This window comes from Macrococcus sp. S115, from assembly GCF_030067655.1.
GTDB lineage: Bacteria > Bacillota > Bacilli > Staphylococcales > Staphylococcaceae > Macrococcoides > Macrococcoides psychrotolerans.
On sequence record NZ_JASJES010000002.1, the window covers coordinates 162,768 to 188,536 of the forward strand.

Below are 25,769 nucleotides of genomic sequence, written 5' to 3' on the forward strand. Positions count from 1 at the left end.
GCTTTTATATCTAGAGAGATCTCCCTGCAATCACATAAATTTATGCACTGCACGAGGAAAATATTGAATTTCTTGTTGTATCAATACAAAATGTATTAATTTGTTCATCTTATTTTCCTCCTTTCTCTATAAGTTATCTCCATCATAATTTAATCTTCTGAAAATTTCAATAGTTTATATGAATAAATTTCGAAAATCGAAGATTAGTAATCTGCTAAATACAGTATTTGATATTTTTCTTTATCTATTGATATTAAGCGTTTTAAGTCTTTATGAAGCTGAGAGATGTGGCCGAAATATATCGCTTCGTATTCATATGAACCAAAGAACGGCCCTGTATAATACGGGAGTCTCATAGGTGCATCATCAGGACGAGACTGTATAGCTTTTACTGCGCTCAATAAATAAAGAAGGTCCTGAGAGGTCACTTCACATTGCCCAGGATTATCCAGCTGATATTTCTTATCAAAATATCTGTGCAATGCATTGAACTTTCTATAGTATGCAAGTTCTATACGTTCACGTGTTGCTTTATCTTCAACATAGAAATACATATCAAGTCCCATTAAAGTATCCCCTTTTCTTTTATACTGACATAATAACCATCTCCTATAATAATATGATCCAGTACGTCTATCCCGAAGATCTCTCCACATTTAATCAGACGTTTTGTAGCTTCTATATCCTCATAGCTCGGTTCTGGATCTCCAGAAGGATGATTATGCACAACGATGATTGCTGCTGCACTTCTTTTAACCGCCTCTTTAAATACTTCTCTCGGATGTACGATAGATGCATTCAGTGAACCGATGAATATCGTTGATTCGTGCATCACGATATTCTTTGTATTCAGTGATAATACGATAAAATGCTCCTGTGTCATATAACGCAGACGTTCCATCAATAAATTTGCTGCACATGCAGGTGATTTCACTTTGATTCTTGCTTCTTTCGTATGCGTATGCATTCTTATGGCAAGTTCAATAATGGCAAGAATCATCGCTGCTTTCTTCTCGCCTATGCCTTTAATTGTGATCAGCTCCTGAAACGTCGTATATCTTAAATCTCCAATATGACCTATATGTTCCAGCAAACGCTGTGCCACCGTATAAACACTTTCATCTCGAACACCGCTACCAATAATAAGAGATAGTAGTTCTTGATTTGTTAACTGTGCAGCACCATAAGTCAGAAGACGTTCTCTCGGTTTATCAGATTCCAGTGCAACCGTCTGCATTAAATAAACCCTCCAAAATAAATATATTTAATATCCTGGTACAAATACATCACCACAAAGAAACTTGCAGCAATAAATGGGACAAGCGGAATCTTCTTTAAATTTCTTTTATAGGATAAAAATATCATGCTGGCAAAACCTCCAATTAGATATGTCATAAAGAACATTGCAATGTAATAAGGGATTGGCAGAAAAATAAGTAAAATTACGAAAAGTTTGATATCTCCATATCCGATACTTTTCGTTAAGAAGAAGAAAATATGCAGAAGAATAATAATCAGTAATTTGATTATAATATGTTCAAATCTTATCTCGGAAATTGTTTCGCTATGAAAGATAAATAGATACGTATAACCTGTCATTAAGCAAAAAAAGAATAACGTAAGTAATTGATTAGGAATAGTATATGTTTCAATATCAATGATCGAAAGTGGGATTAAAAAAATTGTGATTGTAAGCGCAATATTATTATGAATTATACTATTTAAGGAAAATATATATACAAAAGCAGCACCCATTAATAATTCACCCCATAACAATTCAGTCGGTATATGTATGCTGCAATATTTACATCGTCCCTTTAGCATGAAATATGAAATGACTGGAATCAAATCTTTAGCTGATAGTTTATGATGACACTTAAGACACCTAGAACGACGAAATAAACCGTTCTGGTCATTGACGCAACTTATAAACGAACTAAAGCACGCACCGAGCAAAAAAATGATGACTGTCATAATTCACCTCACTTTCGCTTATAATATATAACAAAAAGTAAATCCTGTAAAAAGTGCATTTTTTAAAAATAACCGTGATTTTGATACATCTATTAAAAAATTTCTAGACTAAAATTAAAAAACTGCATATAATTTATGCAGTTTTTTAATTTTAGTAATATTTTATTTTTTAAAGATACATATAAAGTATCAGTCCTCCAAGACATATCAAAATCCATATTGCAGAAATTCTCCAGACAAATTTCAACCACTTATTATATGGAATACCAGCGACTGCTAATAAGCCCATAAGACTGGCACTTGTCGGAATGATATTGTTGCTGATTGCATCCCCATATTGGAATGCCATAACGGCAACCTGTCGATTAATCCCCAGAAGGTCACTGATAGGCACCATAATCGGCATTGTAGTCATCGCCTGGCCTGAACCAGAAGGGATAAAGAAGTTCAATATAAGCTGTGTCAGGAACATTGCGACTACTGAAAAGGCAGCGGGTAGATGGTCTATAAAATCTGTCATATGAAAAACAATTGTATCAATAATCTTACCAGAAGTGAGTACGACAACAATAGCCTTAGCAAAACCGACAATCATCGCACCAAACAGAATATCCTTCATACCTTCAAGCAATGCATCGAATGTCCCGTTAACCCCGAGTCCTCCAATGATTCCGACAACAATACCCATAATTAGAAAGTTTGCACTCATCTGTGTTAAAAACCAGCCAAACTTGAATATACCATAAACATTGATAATTATCGTTGCAGCTAGAATCACTAAGATAACAGCATGACGCTTTTTAAAAGAATCAAATTTAGTATCGAGCACATCATCACTCATTGTTCTTCTCTCTTCTACGTTCACATCATATAATAAACTTTTTTCGGGATGCGCCTTAACTTTCTTAGCATAATGCATTACATAAAGAATGCCAGTAAATAAGACAAGTAGATAGATCAAAGTACGATAGCCCCAACCAGAAAATAACGGTACTTCCGCTATACTTTGTGCGATTCCGACCGTGAATGGATTAATCATGCCACCTAAGAATCCAATCCCTGCACCTAGAGCGATCATTGCAGCTCCAACCATGGCATCATATCCTAGTGCTGTCGCTAATGCAATTCCAATGGGTACAAATATAATTGTCTCTTCACTAAGACCAATTGAAAACCCAAGAATACTAAACATAGTCATCGTAATCGGAATCAGCCATCTTCCATGACGACCGACACGTTCCATTAATGCGTTAACGCCAGTAGTAATGGCATCGGTGCGATGGATAATACCGAAAGCTCCACCGACGATAAATATATAGAAGATAATCTCTCCACCTTCTATTAGACCGTTCGGAATAGACCTAAATATCTCAATTGGTGCAACTGGTGATTGCGTTACATGATGATAGGAACCATTGATAACTTCTGTTCGGTCTTCTACTTTCTGACGTTCAAATTCTCCAGCAGGTATGATATATGTCATGAAAGCTGCGAGACAGACAATTATAAGCAGTAGTAAATATGTATGCGGCATCTTTAATTTAAAATTCATACAATTCCCCCTTTTTGTTAGCATTCCCTAATTTATAAAGTACATTCAAAAATTTCAGATTTTAAATGCATTTATTCTTCAGAATACAAAAAACTTTCGGCAATGTACGAATCTCTTAATTCCTACATTTTCCGAAAGTTTATTTTTTTAACAAAATTTATTGTCTTAATTTATCTTTAACGGCACTAATAAAATACAGGCTTCCTGTTACAAGCAGTACATCACCTTCATAGTTTCTGATAAAATCTGCGTAATCTTTTACCTTAATTCGTTTATCATGTTCGACATGTTCATATAAAGTGTCGAGCGGCAGCGCTTTAGGAAAATCAAATGTTGTCACATAGAAATGCTCGCTTATTTCTTCAAGCGACTTTAACATGCGACCGATTGGTTTTCCATCGATTGCGGAGAACAACACATCAATCTTATGACCTGCATAATGAGATTTCATCGTATCGACTAATACTTCAATTGATTCAACATTATGTGCGCCATCCAATATAATTGTCGGACCCTCCTGAATTTTCTCTATACGACCAGTCCACGTTGTATCTTCAATGGCTTGAATCATTTTATTAAAGTCCAGAAGAAGCATACCTCTATCGTACATTTCAAGCAATGTAGCAATCGCGAGCGCTGCATTTTCCTGCTGATGCGCGCCGATCATCTTCAGTTCAATCGCCTCAAGTTCGTAAGATTTATATCGGAATGTAAATTCATTTCCATTTTGAATGAGTTGAATGTCACAACCAAGCTTAATCCCTTTGATATGCTTTTCAGCGACGACACCATCGATATACTCCTGTGCATCTTCATTCTTTGCCGCATAGACTAACGGTACGCCAACTTTAATGACACCCGCTTTTTCTTTAGCGATATCTAAATAAGTATCTCCGATGATATTTGTATGATCTAACCCAATCGATGTTAATATCGACATGACCGGTGTAAATACATTTGTAGAGTCATTCTTTGCTCCCAGTCCTGCTTCAACAATTACAAAGTCTACAGGATGAACTTCACCAAAATAGACAAACATCATCATCGTAATAATCTCGAATTCTGTTGCAGTACCAAGATCTGTTTCTACTTCCAGCTGTTCGCTTACTGGCTTCACAATGTCAACGAGTTGCACGATTTCCTCATCAGATATCGGCTGACCGTTTAAACTGATACGCTCGTTAAACGTTTCAATATATGGACTTGTAAATGTACCGACTTCATAATGGTTAGCTATAAGTGCATCTTTAAGATAGCTTACAGTCGACCCTTTTCCATTCGTACCTACAACATGAATACCTTTTATCTTGTGCTGAGGATTATCGAGTTTGTCGAGCATCCATTCCATTCGTTTTACACCAGGTTTAATACCGAATTTATAGCGTTCATGTATCCAATATAAACTCTCTAAATAATTCATAGTCATTACTTCCTATTCAATTGGTTTAGACGTTCCTGAACACTATTATATTTCTCTGTATATAGTGCCTGCTTTTCTTTTTCTTCATTGATAATTTTCTCTGGCGCTTTAGCGACAAACTTTTCATTACTTAGCTTCTTATCGACACGTTCTAGTTCTTTCTGCCATTTTTCAAGTTCTTTTTCAAGACGTGCAATTTCTTTTTCCATATCAATCAGACCTTCTAATGGCAGAATGACAGAACCTCCTGTCACCGCAGTTGTGATTACTTCTTCTGGAATTTCTACATCCGTTGAAATCGTTAATGTAGATGGATTACAGAATCGCTCAATAAATGGACGTTCTGTTTCTAGACGATTTGAAATGGCTTCAGAATTTGTCTTAATCATCATCGGAATTTGTTTACTCATCGGCGTATTCACTTCGCTACGCGTATTACGCACAGCACGAATAATTTCCATCAACTGCTCCATATCACGTTTAGATTGTTCATTTGATAGTTCAGGTTTCACCACTGGCCAGCTTGCAGTAACAATTGAATCACCTGTTACCGGTAAGTTCTGCCAGATATGTTCAGTTACAAACGGCATAAACGGATGTAACATACGCATGATTGAATCTAACGTATATGCTAATACTGATCGCGTCATTTGTTTTTGTACTTCATCCTCACCGTTCATCGGAATCTTACTCATTTCGATGTACCAGTCACAGAATTCATCCCAGATAAAGTTATACAGTATACGACCTACTTCACCGAATTCATACTTCTCAGCAAGACGCGTAACGTCTGCAATAGTTTCATTTAAGCGTGTTAAAATCCACTCATCAGCTAGTGATTTCTTACCAGATAGGTCAATATGTTCAGCTTTAAAATCATCACCAATGTTCATTAAGCTAAAGCGTGAAGCATTCCAGATTTTGTTGATGAAGTTCCATGCCGCTTCAACCTTTTCAGTTGAGTAACGTAAATCTTGTCCTGGTGAAGAACCTGTCGCTAAGAAATAACGTAAGCTATCTGCACCGTACTGATCGATAACATCCATTGGATCAACACCATTACCTAGAGACTTACTCATTTTGCGACCATCTTCTGCACGTACTAATCCATGGATTAACACATCATCAAATGGACGTTTTCCTGTGAATTCTAATCCTTGGAAGATCATACGTGCTACCCAGAAGAATATAATATCATATCCCGTTACGAGGACATTCGTCGGATAAAACGTTTTATAGTCAATCGTCTCAGTATCTGGCCAGCCAAGTGTTGAAAATGGCCAAAGCGCACTTGAGAACCATGTATCTAGTACGTCTTCATCCTGGGTCCAGTTCTCTATGTCTGCAGGCGCTTCTTTACCTACGTAAAGTTCACCTGTTTCTTTATGATACCATGCTGGAATTTGATGTCCCCACCATAACTGACGAGAAATACACCAATCATGAATGCCTTCCATCCAGCGGTTAAATGTGCCTTCGAAACGATTCGGAACGAATTCAATGCGTCCCTCTGTTTTCTGGTTGTTTAATGCCTGCTCAGCAAGCGGTGCCATCTTAACAAACCATTGCGTTGAAAGATAAGGCTCTACAACTGCGCCACTACGTTCAGAATGGCCGACTTGATGCATATGACGTTCCACTTTCACAAGTTCTCCGCTTTCCTTCAAGTCAGCGATAAGCTGTTTGCGGCATTCGAAACGGTCCAATCCTTCATATTTACCACCTAACTTATTAATCGAGCCATCAGTATTCATCACATTGATGCGCTCTAAATTATGGCGGTTCCCGATCTCAAAGTCATTTGGATCATGTGCAGGGGTAACTTTCATTGCTCCAGTACCAAAGTCCATCTCAACATACTCATCTGCAAGTACAGGAATTTCTCGATTCATAATCGGTAAGATTACATTTTTACCGATCATTTCTTTATAACGTTCATCTTCTGGATGTACCACAACCGCAGTATCACCTAACATCGTCTCAGGACGTGTCGTCGCAATTTCGATAAATCCTGAACCATCAGCTAAAGGATAGTTAATATGATAGAACGCACCTTCAACTTCTTCATGAATAACTTCAATATCACTTAATGCTGTACGTGCTGCAGGGTCCCAGTTAATGATACGTTCCCCACGATAGATTAAACCTTTTTCGTACATCTTAACGAACACTTCTTTAACCGCTTCACTTAATCCTTCGTCTAATGTAAAGCGCTCACGTGAATAGTCTAGTCCAAGACCGAGCTTTGCCCACTGTTGACGAATAAATCCTGCATATTCTTCCTTCCATTCCATCGTATGCTCTAAAAATTTAGTACGTCCGATGTCGTGACGACTGACACCCTCTTCACGTAATTTTGCTTCTACCTTCGCTTGCGTCGCAATACCGGCATGGTCCATTCCAGGTAAATATAACGTATTATAACCTTGCATACGTTTCATACGTGTAATGATATCCTGTAATGTTGTATCCCACGCGTGTCCGATATGTAGTTTTCCTGTTACGTTTGGTGGTGGAATCACAATTGTATACGGTTTTTTGTCGCTTTTACTTTCTGCTTTAAATAATTCTTTCTCAACCCACTCTTTATATCTACCTGTTTCAACTGTATTTGGATTATATTTCGTTTCCATTATTATACCTCCACTCAATAATTTCAAATAAAAAAATCCATCCTATAACTATAGGACGGATTTACCGCGGTACCACCTAAATTCAGTATTGCTACTGCACTCAAAAGATTAACGCTCTTACACGTATTAACCTACTTTATTCAGCAAATAAACGCTCCAGGCTACCTTCACAAAATTGCATTATGCATTCTCACCAACCATGCACTCTCTATAAATACGCATCCGCTACTCTTCCTAATATAATATGAACTTAAAATAATTGTATTAGATTCATGATATATTGTCAATTTATATTCAAATATGACGTGCTCTATATTTAAGGTAGATGGATAGTAATGGTGTTACCACCAGCAAAATAATAAAAATCCTAAAAATATGATAACTTGAAATCATCGCTACGTTCGCTCCTGTTTCCAGTCCGACAATAATAATCTGAGCCATACCGCCTGGCGCTGCACTTAAAAAAAGATCATTAAAACTCTCATGCATAAAAAGATTCATTAAATACACAATTATAAATGTCCCTATAATCAATAGTAAATTCTGAATCAGCACGCCAATAAATAGCTGTCGATTAATTTGATAAGAAAGGTCATAGAGCTGTAATCCAATACGAATGCCAAAAAACATTTGAGCCAGAATAATTAGCGGTGTAGGAATCATGAAATTTATTCCGGTCGTTAAATTCCAGATCATCAGGACAGTTATCGGACCTATCATATCCGGTACAGGAAAATGTATGCGTCTATAAAGATAACCTGCAATTACCATCGCACCTATTAACAACAACATGGTTTGCAGATTTATAGCCTCCATCATGGAAGGCGTCTGGGATATTGTCGCATGATGCCCGCCTTCTGGAAGCAAAGAAGAAATGAAAGGTACAATCAACACAACAATCAGTATTCGCGAAGTCTGTGCTAATGTGACGACCAATAGATTGGCATGTTTATTCTCTTCTGCCATCACGATCATTTGATTAAGTGCACCTGGTATCGACGCTAAAATTGCTGTTTCGAGAGAACAGTTTAAAAAATGCTTTAACACAAAAGATATCATTATAGCTAACAAAATAACGAAGATACTTATTAATATGATGTACATTAATTCATCGTGAATATCAGCTACAATTTCTTTCGTAAAAGATGCTCCAATCTGAGCTCCTAGAATATATAGTCCGATTTCGCTTAACCACTTCGGCCATTGATATTCTCTTGAAGTAAACTTTCTCAGTAGCACTGTGGCAATAATCGGACCGAATAACCATGGTAAAATAAGATGAACAGTACTTAGGATCAGCCCCATGAGTAAGCTCACGATAAAAATAATGATGTAATTCAAAGGATCACCTGCCTTTTTCATACAAATCATACCATATTTAGGTATAATAATTATACTAACATGCTCAAAAAAAGTCTAAGACATATGTCTTAGACTTTAAGCAACATTTTTAAGCTACTAAATCAAAGTTGACGATTGATGCTAAATCAAATGATTTTACTTGTGCATCAGACGTTTTTTCTTCTGTAGCTTTTTCTGTTGTAGGAGCTTCAGTTGTTGCTTTTTCTTCTGTCTTTACATCTTCTTCAGCATCTTTATTATCATTACAGAACTTAAATAATAAAGGTATTAAAATCAGAAGAAGTAATAAAGGTAAAATCCATTTCAACGGATTACTTTTCTTCGCATGGTCTACATTATCTCGGTCTCCAACCACTTTATCGTGATGTTCACCTTCACGAACTTTTTGACCGTTTTTGTATGTATCTCCATCTGCTTGATGGGTTACATTTTCATGTCTATTCTTAGATGAATCATAGATGACTTCATTTTCTTTGTCGTTGCTGTTGCTGTTTTTGTTGTTTGTCATAATAACGACCTCCAGATTAGATTATGCAGCTTATTTCAACTACATATCAATCTATATCCTATTAATCACAACTCGAAACATTATTTTAATTTTTATTTTATAAAATGACAGTTAAAGATTTATCAAAAGCATTGATTGTTCTCTGAATATCTTCTTCAGTATGTTCAGTCGACAGGAACATCCCTTCGAATTGTGAAGGAGGTAGGAACACACCATTATTGGCCATCTCTTTGTACATAGCTGCAAATAGTTTTAAGTCAGACTTAGAAGCAATTTCAAAATTTGTCACTTTTTCTTCATTTAAGAAAAATCCTATCATACTACCAGCACGATTAATCGTGATCGGTACGTTATGTTTTGCAAATACATCCGTTAAGCCTGCTTCTAACATATCCCCTAAATGGTTAAAGTATTCATAACTTTCAGGTGTTAGTTGACTTAATGTATAGTAACCACCAGTCATCGCAAGCGGATTTCCACTTAATGTTCCTGCCTGATATACCGCACCACTTGGCGCAATATGTTCCATAATGTCTTTGCGCCCACCAAATGCACCTACTGATAATCCACCACCGATAACTTTACCTAAACACGTTAAATCCGGAGTAACGCCGAAGTAACCTTGAGCACAGTTATAACCTACACGGAAACCTGTCATTACTTCATCAAATATTAATAATGCACCGTATTCAGATGTAATCTCACGTAAACCTTCTAAAAACCCTTCAACTGGAGGTACTACTCCCATATTGCCAGCCACAGGTTCTACAATGACACCAGCGATATCATCACCAAATTGTTCAAATGCAAGCTTAACAGCATCTAAATCATTATAGTGAACCGTAATCGTGTTCTCTGCAGTACCTTTAGGAACTCCAGGAGAATCTGGTAATCCTAACGTAGCCACACCACTCCCTGCTTTTATTAATAATGAGTCACTATGCCCGTGGTAACATCCGATGAATTTTAAAATTTTATTCTTACCTGTAAATCCTCTTGCTAAGCGAAGTGCTGCTAGTGTTGCCTCAGTACCACTTGAAACCATACGAACCATTTCAATTGAAGGTACACGTTCAATTACAAGTTCTGCCATTTTGTTCTCAAGTTCTGTAGGCGCACCAAAGCTTGTACCATTTAGTACAGCTTTATTTAACGCGCCCGTTACAGTGTCGTTTGCATGACCTAAAATTAACGGCCCCCAGCTTAGAACGTAATCGATGTATTCATTGCCATCAATATCATATATTTTAGAACCTTTCCCACGCTCCATAAATATAGGATCCATGTCTACACTTTTGAATGCGCGAACCGGACTATTTACACCACCTGGCATCAAATTGACTGCTTCATTAAATGCTTGCTTTGATTTTGAATAATCCATTAGTATTCTCCTTCGTCTAAGTATTTACAAATGTCTTTTGCAAAGTACGTTATAATCATATCTGCACCTGCACGCTTCATAGAAAGCATCTGTTCCATTACGATACGCTCTTCATCAACCCAGCCATTCATACTAGCTGCTTTTGTCATTGAATATTCACCACTAACATTATATGCTACAATCGGTACATTTGAGTTGTTACGCACATCACGAATAATATCTAAATAAGATAGTGCGGGCTTAACGATCATCATATCGCAGCCTTCTTTTAAATCACTTTCAAGTTCAAGCATTGCTTCAAGACGATTCGCCGGATCCATTTGATAGCTCTTACGGTCACCATGACTCGGTGCACTTTCTGCTGCATCACGGAAAGGTCCATAGAATGCTGAAGCGTACTTAATACCATAACTCATAATTGGGACATTAACAAAACCTGCCTCATCTAATCCTTTACGTATTTCTGTAACAAAGCCATCCATCATGTTGCTTGGTGCAATAATATCGGCACCCGCTTTTGCTTGAGAAACTGCAGTTTGAACGAGTAATGGTAGCGTTTCATCATTGATGACATCATGTGTATGTTCATCTAATACACCACAATGACCATGATCTGTGTATTCACATAGACATGTATCAGCAAGTACAAGCATATCTGGATATAGAGATTTTACCTTACGGGTTGCTTTTTGAATGATTCCTTCATCATCATAAGCACCTGTTCCGCATGCATCCTTACGGTTAGGAATACCAAACAGAATAACAGCGCGGATTCCGAGCTTGTATGCTTCGTGCACTTCTTCATCCATAATATTAAGGCTCAGTTGATAGATACCTGGCATAGACGAGATTTCTTTCTTTACATCATCTTTTTCTATTACAAATATCGGATAAATAAGGTCACGTTTATGTAACGCTGTTTCTCTAACCATATTACGCATATTGACTGAGCTTCTTAATCTTCTGTGACGATCAAAATTCATTATTTATACCTGCCTTTAATTTAATTTTTTAATTGTTTCATACATAGCGTACAATGTTTCTTGCTCACTAATTACGTGGGACACATTGTACTTTTGTAACGCTTCACTCGTAACTTGTCCAATCGCCATAACACGTATATCTTCCGATAAAGAAAAGTGCTGAAAATATGCATGAACAGATGATGGACTTAAAAACAATATCCAGTCGATAGTTCTGCTACGAATCATCTGATGAACACACATGACATTATCAAGATGCGGCTGTGGTTCATATAATTCTATTTTATCGACAGTAGCGATATTTTTCAAAGTTTCAAACATCAAGGGCCTTGCTTTTTTTGAAATGGGTAGACAAACTGTTTTATCTTGAAAGCGCGTGTCCATATCTTCTAAGAAATATTCCTGCTGAAAGCGACTCGGAACATAATCTACCTTAATATTCAGATTGGAAAGAGCCTCTTCTGTTTTCGTCCCTATCGCTGCAACTTGTTTATATTTTATATATGGATACATTTCAAAGAATAAAGTAACCGCATTTTTACTCGTAAAAATAAGCCAGTCATATTGTGCACGGATCGTTTCATCTAAAGGCAGCGCACAAATTTTAATCAATGGTTTATGCAGTACTGTCAATCCTTTATATGTTTCATTACGACTTCCTGTGTTCAATACAACCGGCTTCATTTTAATCAATCCTTTTTATACGTCTTGATTCAAAGTTTCAATAATTGCTTTTGCTCCGTTTTGTTCCATCGCTTTTGCCACCTGGGTACCGATTTCTACCGGATTACTGCCACTATGTGTAACTTTGTATTTTTCTTTCCCGTCTGGACTCATGATAAGACCTGTAAATTCAATTGACTCGCCAACCATCGTTGCATGACCTGCAATTGGTACTTGGCAACTACCATCCATCAATCTCAAGAATGTTCTTTCAGCTTCTGTGCAGATTTCAGTCTCTTCATCATGCACTGATTTTAATAATGCTAAAACTTCTGCATCATCACTTCTGCATTCAATACCTAATGCACCTTGGCCAATCGCAGGTAACATCAGTTCAGGATTTAGATATTCAGTAACAATCGACTTATCCCATCCCATTCGGTTAAGTCCTGCTGCAGCTAAAATAATTGCATCATAGTCTTCATCACGAAGTTTTGCAAGGCGTGTATCAATATTGCCTCTTATCCATTTAATTTCTAGATGTGGATATTGATCTAACAATTGGGCACCACGTCTTAAAGAAGATGTCCCTACAATACTTCCCGGCTTTAATTCATGTAACGGAATATGGTTCTTTGCAATATATGCATCACGCGCATCTTCTCGTACTGGAATACAGCCTAGTGTTAACCCTTCAGGTAACACACTTGGAACATCTTTCAGTGAATGAATCGCAAAATCGATTGTACCATCATAAAGTGCCTGTTCAATTTCTTTAACGAACAAACCTTTACCTCCAACTTTAGAGAGCTGAACATTCACAATCTGATCTCCTTTAGTCACAATCTCCTTAATCTCTATTTCAAGATTCGGATGCTTGCGCTTTAACTGATCAATAAATTGCTGACTTTGTGTCAGTGCTAGTTTACTTCTTCTTGAACCCACAATAATTTTTCTCATAACTGCCTCCTAATAGAATAGCTGATGAAAACCAGAAAATCTTGAAGCGACCATATAATTGATTAGCAACATCAAAAAAAGCATAACATTGATGTCCATCAGCAAGCGCATCTGCAGGAGTGTTTGCTGATGGAGATAAATATAGATAAAGTATCCAGTCAGTAATATAAGAGAGCCGATCACTTTCGAATCATACCATATGGCATTACCTTCAAAGGATAACCCCCAGTAGATGCCTAATATTAAAGAAATCAGCAAAAGGACCGAACCAATAATTGCAAACAAAAACGCCAGTTGGCTTAGGCTTGAAAGATCACTAATTCTAAAGAATTTCTGATTAAACTTCTTCTTCTTTAAATAGTTCATCTGCACAATATATAGTACTGCATGTAAAGATGAAACTAAAAACATTACATAGCTGATAATTGCAAGCGTGACATGTATCCATAAGAGTTCATTCATCATATGTGAGACCGTCGTATCTTGATAGAATTCAGCTGGATGAAACGTATGGATCATCATAAAGATAAAACCAATTAAGTTCATCATAAACACAAAAAATTCCGTTTTGATGAAACGTGAAAGTATGATAGAAAGTAATATAATCAGCCACGTGTAAAAATAAAAACCTTCTGTTAAAGTTTCAAAAGGCATCCGCCCTACGACGACTCTAAACAATAAAATTGAGCCTGTTTGCAGGACGAATACTAGCCATAAAAGTATGTAGCCTATTTGTTTAATCCGATTTGATTTCTGGACGAAATCAAGGAAATAACAAGCAATACTTATCATATAGATGATAAGTATTGCTTCGTGCATACGCATTAATAGTAATTCACTCATTCCATCACCTATTGCTCGGGATTAAAGACAAAACTGTTTTTTGAACGACGAACTTCCGGTTCATTGTTCTTTATACTTTCAACTTCATTCGTAATATTGAAAATCTCCTGGAAGAACTGCAGTTCCGCTGCTCTGTTCTCAGAACCACTCACTTCTTTTGCCTGTGAAATTGGATCTTTAAGAATCTGGTTAATTATACTCTTCATATGCTTTGAGATTACCTTACGATCGCGCTCAGAAAGGTCAGGCATCTTACGGTCGATACTCTCCATCGTTGTTTCCTGAATTCTTAATGCTTTCTCACGTAAAGCAGTAATAACAGGTACGACACCCAGCATATTGATCCAGTCTACAAAAGACATCACTTGTTTATCAATCATCGTATAGATTACTTGCGCTGCACGTTCACGTTCTGCTAGATTGGCATCGACTAGACCCTTTAGGTCATCTACATCATAATTAAAGATAAGATCGATATCATTTACTTTAGGATCAATATCACGTGGTACTGCGATATCAATTAAGACGAGCGACTTATTCTTACGTAACTTCATAATATCCTGCATCATCGGTTTCGTGATAATAAATTCCTGTGAACTCGTTGAAGAGATGACGATATCACTTTCAATAAGCGCACATTGAAGTTCTTGCAACGATACTTGACGACCGCCATACTGATCTGCAAGTGATTTCGCTTTCTCAGCTGTACGGTTGATGACCGTAATATCTGTTGCTCCCGAGCCGACTAAGTTTTGTAGTGCCAGCTCAGCCATTTCACCCGCACCAACAATCAATATTTTCTTATTTTCAAGCTTACCTAATATTTTCTTACTTAATTCCACAGCTGCATAACTTACCGATACTGCTTTTGAAGAAATATCTGTCTCAGCATGTGCACGCTTTGCAAGCGTAATTGCATCTTTAAATAACTTATTAAAAACAGTTCCGGTCGTACCTTCACTTTGTGCAAGCAGAAAACTATCTCGAATTTGTCCAAGAATCTGTGTTTCACCAAGTACAATTGAATCCAGTCCTGTGATCACTTTGAAAAGGTGATGGATTGCTTCATTGCCAACCTTTACATCCGTCACAGACTTAATCGTTTCGATATCAACATCAAACCATTCAGACATAAATGATTTTACGTAGTATCTACCTGTATGAACCTGGTCAGTAACAGCATAGATTTCTGTGCGGTTACATGTAGAAAGAATGACACCTTCTAGTATTGATTTTTGATTAATCAAAGCAGATAATGCCTGCTGAATTGATGATTCACTAAATGCCAGCTTCTCCCTCAAGCTGACATCTGCTGTCTTGTGATTAACACTCACAACAACAATATGCATATTAACGCCCCCATTTTTGCCATTGTTACTATTATAACATTTCGTTCCCTTTATGCTTTAATTCTGCCCGATTTCATAAAAAATTCACATTTATAGATATTTCTCGATTGCATTAAAAATCATCGGATTTTTATCTTTACTTAAAGCTGTATAGCTGATTAACGTATCTGATGGATCCATATCGAGATCCTGTTTGATTACCTTTAGGTGTTTTTGAATTTTACCTTTAGGTATTTTATCTTCTTTAGTCGCAATGACGATTGTCGGTATATCATAATGCTTCAAAAAGTCATACATCAAACGATCATCTTCAGTAGGATTATGACGTATATCCACAAGCTGTATCACACATGCAAGATTATCACGAGTAGTAATATACGTCTCGATCATCTTGCCCCAGCGTTCTCTTTCCGTTTTAGAAACTTTGGCATAACCATACCCTGGTACATCTACAAAAACAAGTTGTTCATCAATATTAAAGAAGTTTAACGTCTGAGTCTTACCAGGCTTTGAAGAAATTCTCGCCATACTCTTTCGACCGATCATCGTATTGATAAACGATGACTTCCCAACATTTGAGCGTCCCGCTAATGCAACCTCTTTCAATCCTGTATCAGGATATTGGTCAGGTTTCACCGCACTAATAATTATTTCTACATTATTTGGATTTATATTCATTGTCGTCTCCTCTTCTTTCATCTCATCTATTATACATGAAATCATACAAAAAAGAGAATGTACTGTTTACATTCTCTTCATTGTTTATGCTGACGTAACTTCGATATTTATAAGTTCATCTTCAGTATTATAAAGTTCTGGAGACGCGCCATCTTCTATTGTCTCTTTAGTAATAACTACTTTTTTGACATCTGTTCTTGACGGAATACTGAACATAACTTCAAGCATACTTTCTTCGATAATCGATCTTAAACCACGTGCACCAGTCTTACGCTCGATTGCAAGTTCGCTGATTGCAGTTAATGCTTCATCTGTAAACTCCAGGGAAACCCCATCAATTTCAAGCATCTTCTTATATTGTTTGACTAATGCATTTTTAGGCTGAGTCAATATATTCTTCAGTGCATCAACATCTAACTGCTCTAGATTCGCAACAACTGGTATACGACCAATGAACTCCGGAATAAGACCATAGCTTTGTAAGTCTTCAGGTTTTATCTGTGATAACAGCGTCGCCTCGTCAATACCTTGTTCTTTAATACCAGTAAAACCAATTACTTTTTCCCCTAAGCGACGCTTAATCACTTCGTCGATACCATCAAATGCGCCACCTAAAATAAACAGAATATTCGTTGTATCAATTTGTATGAACTCCTGATTTGGATGCTTTCTTCCACCTTGTGGCGGTACACTTGCAACAGTACCTTCTAAAATTTTCAGCAATGCTTGTTGTACCCCTTCACCACTGACATCACGTGTGATGGATGTATTTTCAGATTTACGGGCAATCTTATCGATCTCATCGACATAGATAATACCTTTTTCTGCGCGTTCAACATCAAAGTCAGCTGCCTGAATTAAGCGCAGTAAGATGTTCTCTACATCTTCACCTACATAACCTGCTTCTGTAAGACTGGTTGCATCTGCAATTGCAAATGGTACATTAAGAGAACGTGCTAGCGTTTGAGCAAGTAAAGTCTTTCCGCTACCTGTTGGTCCGATTAATGCGATATTACTCTTTTGTATTTCCACACCATCTTCATCATTCAATGGATTAAATATACGTTTGTAATGATTATAAACCGCCACTGCCAGGGCTTTTTTCGCTTTGTCTTGTCCAATAACATAAGCATCCAGTAACGCCATCATTTCGTGTGGTTTTGGAATTTCAGTAATCTCTTCGTGTTCAACAGTCTTTAGCTCTTCAGCTACAATCTCTGAGCATAATTCAATACATTCATTACATATATATACGCCACTTCCTGCGACTAATTTCTTAACCTGATCTTGATCTTTTCCGCAGAAAGAACATTTTAAGTTTTCTTCTTCATTATTATACACTCTTAACACCCCTATTCTTAAAAGAATATACTAAACATTTACAATGATTGCAAATGATTAAACTAAAATTAAAAAACACGGACGAAATTCCTTAAAAGCAGGAGTCGCCGTGTCTTTTAACGGTAATGTATCACTTTACAATTTATTTCTCTTTTGATTCTTTAACAAGAACATCGATTGCTTTTTGGATACGTAAGTCGTCTTTTAAAACTTCACCGTTACCAAGAGCAGCTTTAATGTCATCTACTGATAATCCGAACTGTTCGCTCATCTTAGAAAGTTCAGCATCTACATCTGCATCAGATATTTCGATGTTTTCAGCCTTAGCAATTGCTGCTAATGTTAAGTTAGTTTTAACACGTGCTTCAGCATCAGCTTTCATGCTTTCTTTAAGTTGCTCTTCAGTTTGACCTGAGAATTGATAGTAAAGTTCTAAGTTTAAACCTTGTTGCGCAATACGTTGTTCAAACTCCTGCATCATACGGTCTAATTCTGTATTGATCATCGCTTCAGGAATATCAACTTTAGCATTTTCAACAGCTTGAGCAATTAAACTCTCTTTCATGTTGTTTTCTGCTTGTAATGTTTTTTGTTCTTGAAGATCTTTTTTGTATTTCTCTTTGTAAGCATCTACTGAATCAACTGACTCATCTAGTTCTTTCGCCATTTCATCATCTAATTCAGGTACTTCTTTAGATTTTACTTCGTTGATTTTCACTTTAAATACTGCTTCTTTACCAGCTAATTCTTCAGCGTGGTATTCTTCAGGGAACGTTACTGTAACATCTTTTTCGTCACCAACTTTAGTTCCTGCTAATTGTTCTTCAAACCCAGGGATGAATTGACCTGATCCGATTTCAAGATCGTATCCTTCAGCTTTTCCACCTTCAAATGCTTCATCATTAACATAACCATCAAAGTCTAAGTTAACAACGTCGCCTTCAGCAACTTCGCCATCTTCTTTAACGACTAATTCAGCTTTACGTGCTAAATCAGCTTCGATTGCTTTATTTAAATCTTCTTCAGTTACTTCTGTATCTTCTTTTTCCACTTCAAGACCTTTGTAATCTCCAAGTTCTACTTCAGGTTCAACTGTAACTTTAGCAGTAAAGATTAATTCTTTACCCTTTTCCATTTGCTCGATATCGATTTCTGGGCGATCAACCGGGTTGATTCCAGCTTCTTCAACAGCTGCAGCATATGCATCTGGTAAGATGAAATCTAATGCATCCTGGTATAATGCTTCTGCACCGAAACGTTGTTCGAACATTGGACGTGGCATTTTCCCTTTACGGAAACCTGGTACGTTTACTTGTTTAACAACTTTCTTAAATGCTTTATCTAATCCTGCATTAACTTCTTCAGCTGGAACTGTTACTGTTAATACACCTTCGTTACCTTCTTGTTTTTCCCATTTTACTGACATGTGATATTCCTCCACGAATTTCTAATTTTTTCAACTCTCTCATTATAACATAATACATGATAGCTTCAACAATCTACAACTATTATTTTTTATCGGTTATACTTTTCAAGTTGATTTATTTTGTTCATTATATCAATTGTATGTTGATTACCCAAATCATCCGTCTTATTGTCTGTAAACAACTGCAGAAAATAATGCGCATACGTCTGTATAATTAAATCCAGCTGCTGTTTATCAAAATATTCGAATTCCAGTGGGTATAGTAAAAGATGGTGCTGCTTCATTAATAACACTGCATGATCTGCAGCTGATGGCATTTCACGCTGCAGATAAGAATAAACTCCATCGATTACTTCTTGAAATTCTGATGTTTCAAGACGCGGTAGTTTTGATACCTCTATTTGCATGGTGAGGTTAAATTTCGTTATCGTCACATGCTTATCGCACTGCGCCATCAGCAAATACTGCAGAATAAATGAAATGACTTTTGGATGTAATGTATTCGATTCTAATATATGTATAAACGACATCTGATAGGCGAAGTCGCCTTCATCAATCAACTTTAAGATTAATTCACATTGTGCATTACTATCAGAACTTTGGAACGTCACGATAAAATTTCTGCTCACACGTCTTTTCATTTCTAAAGCTTGGGCTGCTTCATCATACAATGGCATAAGCGTTATCAATAATTTCTGATCGACATTTTCTTGACGGAGCCTCTCTATTAATTCTACAACTGTCTGATATTGCTTATAATACATTAAACTTTCCAAAAAATAAGGAATAATCTCGTTATACGCCTGATGCCCTTGGTTCAGAAGAATACTTGATTCTTCTTTAAGCTCAAGGAAGCTTTCAAGCTGATAGAGACATTCAAGCTTTAACAACTGCTCATCAGCACTCAGTTCAAAGTGCCTTTCGAATGTCATAAACACATCGTATGCATCTTCATAGCGACTACTTTTCATTGCATGACGAATTTGACGGCTTAAATTTTCCTTTAGTTTCGGGAAGATTATGATATCTGACATATTAATGACCTACGTTATAAATAGACTCGATAATTAACCTGGACCATGATTCATATTCTGCGTTCTGCATCAGTGTATGTTCTTTCTTCCAGTCAATTTTAAGGGTATCTGTTTCATTTACAAATACATCAGAAGAAGCAACTTTCAATTTGAACACAAGCCCGATATGCACACGGCCAACTTCTGTGTCATCATCATTAATAAATCCAATGAGCTGCAATACATTTGCTGAAACATCACGAACACCTACTTCTTCCTCCAGTTCACGACCTGCGTTCTCAAGTAGAACATCTTCAATTTGTGCGTTATCGATACGATTCATATGGCCGCCGATTCCGATAGAAGATAGACCGTGGAGTCTCCCTTCGCCCCCACCAGCAAGACGTTCATACACTAAAATTTCATCGTTTTCATTTTCCAGGATACAATATGAAATCAACTGTTTATATCGTTCATCTTCTTCCATATCTCCGCGGCGTTTCACTTCATACTTCGTTAGTGTCTCATATATTTCAAGCGCACGTTGATCTTCCATCGAGATAAAACCATTGAAATGATTCTTCTCATGACTAAATATCGTTTCACGATCAACGACGATTATTTGCTCATCCAATTTATTCATAGTATTTCTCCTCACAACAGATTTATAGGTTACTTTGATTTTATCGAAATCAGACAATGCTTTCAATCGATATTTTCTGTACAAGTGATGATTATAATCTAAATTCATTTATTGTGCAAAGGAGGTAAAACAATATTTTAATATCCGTATTCGAACATGTTAAAATAGAAGAACGACGGATAACAAGGAGTAATTGACAATGGAGAAAATTAGTATGCTTGAAAAAGCAATAAAAAAGAGCGAAAAAATAGTATTTTTCGGAGGTGCAGGAGTATCAACTGAAAGCGGTATCCCTGACTTTAGAAGCGCTGATGGAATCTTCATGCAGGAAACTAGCATTGAACATTCACCAGAAGAAATTATTTCTATTGATTTCTTTAACAAATATCCAAAACAATATTTCAAGTTTCACTTTGATAAACTCGTGTATCCACATGCACAGCCGAATATTGCTCATCGTTTTATCACGAAACTCGAACAACAAGGCAAAGATGTGACCGTCGTAACACAAAATATCGATGGACTACACCAATCAGCCGGCAACAGTAAAGTACTAGAATTGCACGGCAACGTTCAGACAAATTATTGCACACACTGCAAGAAAGTATTTCAATTAGAAGAACTTTCAATGGATAAAGACGGTATACCCAGATGTCCACACGATGATCATATCGTACGACCTGATATCGTGATGTATGGAGAAGCACTTAATTCATCGGTAATTACAGAAGCAATCACTGCCATACAGAATGCTGATATGATGATTATCGCCGGGACATCGCTAGTCGTATATCCTGCATCAACCTTTGTAGATTTCTTTAATGGTGAAACACTTGCAGTAATCAACAAAACATCGCTACGAACAGTACGCAGCGATGCATTAATCTTTGAAGATTATATTGGAGAAGTCCTCAATGCTATAAAATTATAAAAAGAACGCTATAGAAAATAAAGAAATTTTCTATAGCGTTCTTTTTGATTTTGAGAGAACATTTAAGTTCTCATCTCATTAGCGTCCTGGGAGGGAATATTGTCACTATTTATATAGAAGAAACTAATACTATTTACGCTAAAAATAAGGAAGTACAATATATCTAAACATATCTAAATAAAACTAATTTGACACGTGAGTGACACATAAAAGCACCTTACTATAATCAGTAAGGTGCTCTTCGGTTATATACCCGAATTTTAAGTTATTCGGGTATATAACCGAATAAAAAAAACCTTGCACTCGTAATAGAATGTAGCACTTAAAAATGGGGCACTACAACATACCTATATATAGTAGCTTTATACGACTTAGGAGAACGGTTACAACATCAATAATATCAAGTGGTTGAGCCACTTGTCGCCTTTTCATCGCCATAAGTTATGATTTTAAATGATATTAAAACATTATATAATAAAAGAAACTATTACTTTCAGGAGGAATTATATGACTAAAAATACAAAACAAGAACTTGAAGCACTTTATTCAGAAGCAGTTGTATTAATGTTGGTAACTGCTGGTATGTTCAATGCCATATTCTTTTTAGCCTTTCGTTCTGTTTCCAGTAGCGAAAATGAAGCATCAAAAATAATGTTAATATGCGGATTATTTTTAACATTATGTACTGTATTACTAAATACCTTTTTAAATTCATGGTTTGAAAGAAATTTATTAAATTATGATGAAAAAGTCAAAAAAAGTTATATAGTAAAATATAAATATGATTTAGCAAACCTATCTATAGTATTATTTATCCTTTATGTTTTATATTTTATTAAATATATTTTTCCTGATGTATCAGCAATAATTTATTCCTTACTCAATATTCTATTAAGTATTATTCTTTTTCTTTTTATAAGTCTCATATACAAAGAAAAAAGAAAATCTAAAAATCAAAACACCTGATTATTGATGATTAGGTGTTTTTCGGCTATTTATATGTAAAGTATATTATAACACTTTCAATTTTTTTATTGCTTCAGCATTTACAAATCCTAATTGATTTATTTTCTTTTCATCCTTTTTAACTATCTTTTCGATAGCTACAGGTATTTTATAGATGTGATATTTGTTATTTATTTCTCTAATAAAGTGATGAACAATATATATTACAACCGCAAGTCTATTAGAATAATTATTATTCTTCATTTTAAATATATCATTTTTCCATTCAGGATGGATCTTAGGAGTTGTTTTCAATTTAATGTCTAGAATATTTGAATTATGTGCGCAAATATTTCGAATAAAGTTTAAACATTTTAACCAAGATAACAATTCGTCATTGGTACAGTTATAATAACTTGAAATCATTCTAAGGTTTTTGTTCGACATAAGTTTCAACAATGCAATGACGTCACCAAACATAAGAACATCAGTCATCAACCATACACTAGGTAATCCTTGTTCATTTAAATTCACCTTATCAGTTAATTCATGGCTATGTGATAATTTTATCTTTTTAATAAGTTGGTATTTGAATTTTTCTTCTTGATCTTTTAAGTAATGCTTACAATATTCTTTTTTATTGCACCAATTACCAAACTTTAAATATCCAAAAGCTCCATGAGATTCACCTAATACAAAGGATATACGGGTTTTTAATGATACTTCTATTTTTTCAATTGCATGTAGTACATTGAGTCTTAAATTTTTATCTTGATAATATCGTGTAATTACACTAGAAAATTCTACTCCATCATATCTTCTGGTTTTGGTACCATCATCTTCTGTGACTACACTAGAAAGCGGAAACGCAAATTCCTTTAGTTTATAATAACCAATATTTTCAATTTTATTCATGGCACCTGATTTATCTGGGATATTCATTCCTCTTGCTACTAATAAATCTATTTGTTCTTCAAAAGTTAAGTGTTTAGGTCCAGTCATTTTTATCCCCTTTTAGATACAAAAATAGCCCCCACATCAGAACTTATCTGCCTAAAAAGGAAGTGAGGGCGTTGTCGTTTATATTTAAAATATAAATTATAATTGACATATAGTCAATAAAAATCATTTAAATTATAACAACAAAAAAGCCCCACACTCATTTTCGAATGCAGGGCTTAATCTTACTTATTTAATTGTGTGCTTATGAACCCAACCATTGTTAGATGGCGAATACGTTCTGCACCAAATGTTACCTTCTGCATCTTGAATCTCTTCAAAGATATAGACAGTCTCGCCTTTTTTAAGTGTTCCAATTTCTTTGTCGAAACTAAAATTACTGAAATCACTACCTGAGCGCTGTCTCAACGATGCAGTATATTGAATCGTTCCTTTATAATGTGGTGTCTTAGACCATGCTTTGATACGTTTTGAACCTTTAGTTGCAGGTTTTTTAACAGATGGCGATTGTTTCACTACTTTTTTAGGTGCAGGTGCAACTTTCTTAACAGGTGCATCGCCATTCATATATTTCACAACTAGATTGTCAATCACAGTCATATCACGTCTATTATAACCACAAGCAGCTAATAGATTACCTGGATCTTGTTTATCAGCTTGGATATCTTGATGACCAGGCATTTGATTACGTGGATTAATACCCCAAGAATTGCATAAAGCTGCCATAATACGACATGCATTATCCAATGATTTACGTGACCTATTTTTATCGCTATAGTATGATGCTTCAACACCAAACGCTACATCGTTTGCATCTGCACCATACCAAGCGTTATCTGTTGGTGTATTGTAAATCACATGCCATGCTTTTTCAGTTACAGGAATACAGATAATACATTCAGTATCATCCACAAAGATATGTGCTGATGCAACACTATCCCATGGTTGCATATAAGTATTCTTATAGTAGTTCACGTTCTGTTGTGCTGATGTATTAGGGTTACCTGTATCGTGAAATACTGCAAACCTCGGATTACCACTGTTTAATCTCTGTCCTGTTCTTCTTGTCCCTATTGGTAAAAAATCTGTGTATACAGGTACACCATTCCAAGTTCCAATTTTTGTCTTTGTCATATTATCTCTCTCCTCTAATTTTGTATTAAAAAAGACAACTCATAGTGAGCTGCCTTAATTTATTTCATCGTTTTTTTCTGACTGAACTTTAACGCTTACATCAACCTGTCCCCCAGGCAAATCTTTTGAATGTTTAGCTGTGAATTCTTCTTTCACTTCTGTTGTAATTGACTGCTTATCATTCTCACTTAAGATAACTGCTAATTTCTCTGATATATTTGCAGGTACTAGCACACCCATCTGAGCACAATTTTCAATAATAGAAAGTCCCTCATTTGCGATATAGAATATAATCGTGACAATGACCAATCCACCATTCAATTGAAGTATCTGATCAATAATATTCGCTAATACGATGATACAGAATACCATCAATTTTCTAGCAAAGCCGAATAACGACTTTCTCGACCATAAATTCTTGTTATACACTGCTTTAGCGATACCTGTCACGATGTCTACTAACATCAATATACATAAGTAGTGTAATAATCTGATATCCCCTCCGTATAAATAAAATTTAAGCATCTCTATATTTTCCAAATCCATTCCTCCGATTTTTATCCACATTTTTTACCACCTCTTATAATGTTTCTTCTGTCGTTTCCTCTACCACTTGACCGTCTTCTGTGTACTTAGTACGTTCAACATCTTGTTTTACATAGAAAGTTTTAGTTCCATTTTCAAAAATACTCGCTAACATATTCTGCATCTTACAGAACTGTTTCGCTTGCTCCTCTTCCTTAAACTTAAAAGCGTTGCTAGGTGTAGCGCCTGCTACAAATCCATTTGAATAGTTACGTGTCAAACAACTTTCTGAACCACTTGCATTTCTTTCTACTAAATAAAACTCTTGAATTTTTTCTGTCATTTAAATGACCTCCTGTTTTTTTATTTATAAAAAAGAAGCTACAGATTATTCTGCACCTTCTTGATTATCGTTATTATTTTCTAGCTGTTCTAAAGCATCGTCTAACATAGCTTGTAAAATAATCTTTTCGTTCATTACTTTAGCGAGTTCCTGTTGATAGAAAAGTAATTCTTTCTCATGATTTCTGTTCATTAAGTTTGTC

The 25,769-nt window shown here is 35.9% G+C and carries 26 protein-coding genes and 1 other annotated feature; of the genes, 2 read left to right on the top strand and 24 right to left on the bottom strand.

The genetic code is table 11. The annotated features are described in order from the left end of the window. Positions 1–203: 203 nt before the first annotated feature. The 19 genes from QNJ52_RS03990 to QNJ52_RS04080 form a co-directional block, all read right to left on the bottom strand. Positions 204–566: a hypothetical protein gene (locus QNJ52_RS03990; protein ID WP_283721919.1), complete on the bottom strand. Its 363-nt coding sequence runs from the start codon at positions 564–566 to the stop codon at positions 204–206. After that, a complete protein-coding gene (gene radC, locus QNJ52_RS03995) occupies positions 566–1,237 on the bottom strand; it encodes a RadC family protein (RefSeq protein ID WP_219492357.1) in 672 nt (223 codons plus the stop codon). The genes QNJ52_RS03990 and radC overlap by 1 nt, the downstream gene beginning before the upstream one ends. Continuing rightward, positions 1,237–1,974 carry a prepilin peptidase gene (locus QNJ52_RS04000; RefSeq protein WP_283721920.1) on the bottom strand — a complete coding sequence of 246 codons (738 nt, stop codon included), beginning with the start codon at positions 1,972–1,974 and terminating at the stop codon, positions 1,237–1,239. Before QNJ52_RS04000 ends, radC begins: the two co-directional genes overlap by 1 nt. 169 nt (positions 1,975–2,143) lie before the next feature. Continuing rightward, positions 2,144–3,526: a YfcC family protein gene (locus QNJ52_RS04005; RefSeq protein ID WP_219492363.1), complete on the bottom strand. Its 1,383-nt coding sequence runs from the start codon at positions 3,524–3,526 to the stop codon at positions 2,144–2,146. A gap of 157 nt (positions 3,527–3,683) precedes the next feature. Further along, complete coding sequence (locus QNJ52_RS04010) at positions 3,684–4,946, bottom strand: bifunctional folylpolyglutamate synthase/dihydrofolate synthase (RefSeq protein ID WP_219492365.1); 1,263 nt, start codon at positions 4,944–4,946, stop codon at positions 3,684–3,686. Between the two features lie 5 nt (positions 4,947–4,951). After that, the gene (locus QNJ52_RS04015; protein ID WP_283722002.1) at positions 4,952–7,585 is read right to left on the bottom strand and encodes a valine--tRNA ligase; all 2,634 of its coding nucleotides are present in this window, start codon (positions 7,583–7,585) and stop codon (positions 4,952–4,954) included. A 42-nt stretch (positions 7,586–7,627) separates the two neighbouring features. After that, positions 7,628–7,831: a binding site (T-box leader), on the bottom strand. Between the two features lie 42 nt (positions 7,832–7,873). Beyond that, positions 7,874–8,920: an AbrB family transcriptional regulator gene (locus QNJ52_RS04020; RefSeq protein ID WP_283721921.1), complete on the bottom strand. Its 1,047-nt coding sequence runs from the start codon at positions 8,918–8,920 to the stop codon at positions 7,874–7,876. Between the two features lie 109 nt (positions 8,921–9,029). Then, positions 9,030–9,449 (bottom strand): hypothetical protein, encoded by a 420-nt coding sequence (locus tag QNJ52_RS04025; protein WP_219492370.1) that lies wholly within the window; start codon positions 9,447–9,449, stop codon positions 9,030–9,032. Between the two features lie 97 nt (positions 9,450–9,546). Further along, positions 9,547–10,830: a glutamate-1-semialdehyde 2,1-aminomutase gene (hemL, locus tag QNJ52_RS04030; protein WP_283721922.1), complete on the bottom strand. Its 1,284-nt coding sequence runs from the start codon at positions 10,828–10,830 to the stop codon at positions 9,547–9,549. Next, a complete protein-coding gene (gene hemB, locus QNJ52_RS04035; RefSeq protein ID WP_219492376.1) occupies positions 10,830–11,813 on the bottom strand; it encodes a porphobilinogen synthase in 984 nt (327 codons plus the stop codon). The genes hemL and hemB overlap by 1 nt, the downstream gene beginning before the upstream one ends. 15 nt (positions 11,814–11,828) lie before the next feature. Continuing rightward, positions 11,829–12,497, bottom strand: coding sequence for a uroporphyrinogen-III synthase (locus tag QNJ52_RS04040; RefSeq protein ID WP_219492378.1), 669 nt, complete (start codon positions 12,495–12,497; stop codon positions 11,829–11,831). Positions 12,498–12,512: 15 nt separating this feature from the next. After that, positions 12,513–13,436 carry a hydroxymethylbilane synthase gene (gene hemC, locus QNJ52_RS04045; protein ID WP_219492379.1) on the bottom strand — a complete coding sequence of 308 codons (924 nt, stop codon included), beginning with the start codon at positions 13,434–13,436 and terminating at the stop codon, positions 12,513–12,515. Positions 13,437–13,445: 9 nt separating this feature from the next. Then, a complete protein-coding gene (gene ccsA / locus QNJ52_RS04050) occupies positions 13,446–14,279 on the bottom strand; it encodes a cytochrome c biogenesis protein CcsA (RefSeq protein ID WP_219492382.1) in 834 nt (277 codons plus the stop codon). Positions 14,280–14,287: 8 nt separating this feature from the next. Beyond that, on the bottom strand, positions 14,288–15,628 hold the full coding sequence (gene hemA / locus QNJ52_RS04055) for a glutamyl-tRNA reductase (protein WP_219492384.1): 1,341 nt from the start codon (positions 15,626–15,628) through the stop codon (positions 14,288–14,290). A gap of 90 nt (positions 15,629–15,718) precedes the next feature. Further along, a complete protein-coding gene (gene yihA / locus QNJ52_RS04060; RefSeq protein ID WP_219492388.1) occupies positions 15,719–16,306 on the bottom strand; it encodes a ribosome biogenesis GTP-binding protein YihA/YsxC in 588 nt (195 codons plus the stop codon). 84 nt (positions 16,307–16,390) lie between these two features. Continuing rightward, on the bottom strand, positions 16,391–17,647 hold the full coding sequence (gene clpX, locus QNJ52_RS04065; RefSeq protein WP_413474865.1) for an ATP-dependent Clp protease ATP-binding subunit ClpX: 1,257 nt from the start codon (positions 17,645–17,647) through the stop codon (positions 16,391–16,393). A gap of 142 nt (positions 17,648–17,789) precedes the next feature. Further along, positions 17,790–19,073, bottom strand: coding sequence for a trigger factor (tig, locus tag QNJ52_RS04070; protein WP_219492393.1), 1,284 nt, complete (start codon positions 19,071–19,073; stop codon positions 17,790–17,792). 89 nt (positions 19,074–19,162) lie between these two features. Beyond that, positions 19,163–20,107 (bottom strand): hypothetical protein, encoded by a 945-nt coding sequence (locus QNJ52_RS04075; RefSeq protein WP_219492396.1) that lies wholly within the window; start codon positions 20,105–20,107, stop codon positions 19,163–19,165. A 1-nt stretch (position 20,108) separates the two neighbouring features. Next, complete coding sequence (locus QNJ52_RS04080; protein WP_219492399.1) at positions 20,109–20,729, bottom strand: NUDIX domain-containing protein; 621 nt, start codon at positions 20,727–20,729, stop codon at positions 20,109–20,111. Positions 20,730–20,928: 199 nt separating this feature from the next. Here QNJ52_RS04080 and QNJ52_RS04085 point away from each other — a divergent pair, with 199 nt between their 5' ends. Beyond that, positions 20,929–21,660 (top strand): NAD-dependent protein deacylase, encoded by a 732-nt coding sequence (locus QNJ52_RS04085; protein ID WP_219492402.1) that lies wholly within the window; start codon positions 20,929–20,931, stop codon positions 21,658–21,660. A 507-nt stretch (positions 21,661–22,167) separates the two neighbouring features. Beyond that, entirely contained in the window at positions 22,168–22,626 is a 459-nt protein-coding gene (locus QNJ52_RS04090) for a hypothetical protein (RefSeq protein ID WP_283721923.1), read from the top strand. Positions 22,627–22,671: 45 nt separating this feature from the next. Here QNJ52_RS04090 and QNJ52_RS04095 read toward each other — a convergent pair whose 3' ends face one another. From QNJ52_RS04095 to QNJ52_RS04115, 5 genes are all read right to left on the bottom strand, one after another. Next, positions 22,672–23,607, bottom strand: coding sequence for an Abi family protein (locus QNJ52_RS04095; RefSeq protein WP_101041671.1), 936 nt, complete (start codon positions 23,605–23,607; stop codon positions 22,672–22,674). Positions 23,608–23,793: 186 nt separating this feature from the next. Then, the gene (locus tag QNJ52_RS04100) at positions 23,794–24,699 is read right to left on the bottom strand and encodes an N-acetylmuramoyl-L-alanine amidase (protein WP_283721924.1); all 906 of its coding nucleotides are present in this window, start codon (positions 24,697–24,699) and stop codon (positions 23,794–23,796) included. A 54-nt stretch (positions 24,700–24,753) separates the two neighbouring features. Further along, a complete protein-coding gene (locus QNJ52_RS04105; RefSeq protein ID WP_283721925.1) occupies positions 24,754–25,266 on the bottom strand; it encodes a phage holin family protein in 513 nt (170 codons plus the stop codon). A 13-nt stretch (positions 25,267–25,279) separates the two neighbouring features. After that, entirely contained in the window at positions 25,280–25,567 is a 288-nt protein-coding gene (locus QNJ52_RS04110) for a hypothetical protein (protein WP_283721926.1), read from the bottom strand. 45 nt (positions 25,568–25,612) lie between these two features. Then, positions 25,613–25,759 (bottom strand): hypothetical protein, encoded by a 147-nt coding sequence (locus QNJ52_RS04115; RefSeq protein ID WP_283721927.1) that lies wholly within the window; start codon positions 25,757–25,759, stop codon positions 25,613–25,615. Positions 25,760–25,769 lie beyond the last annotated feature (10 nt).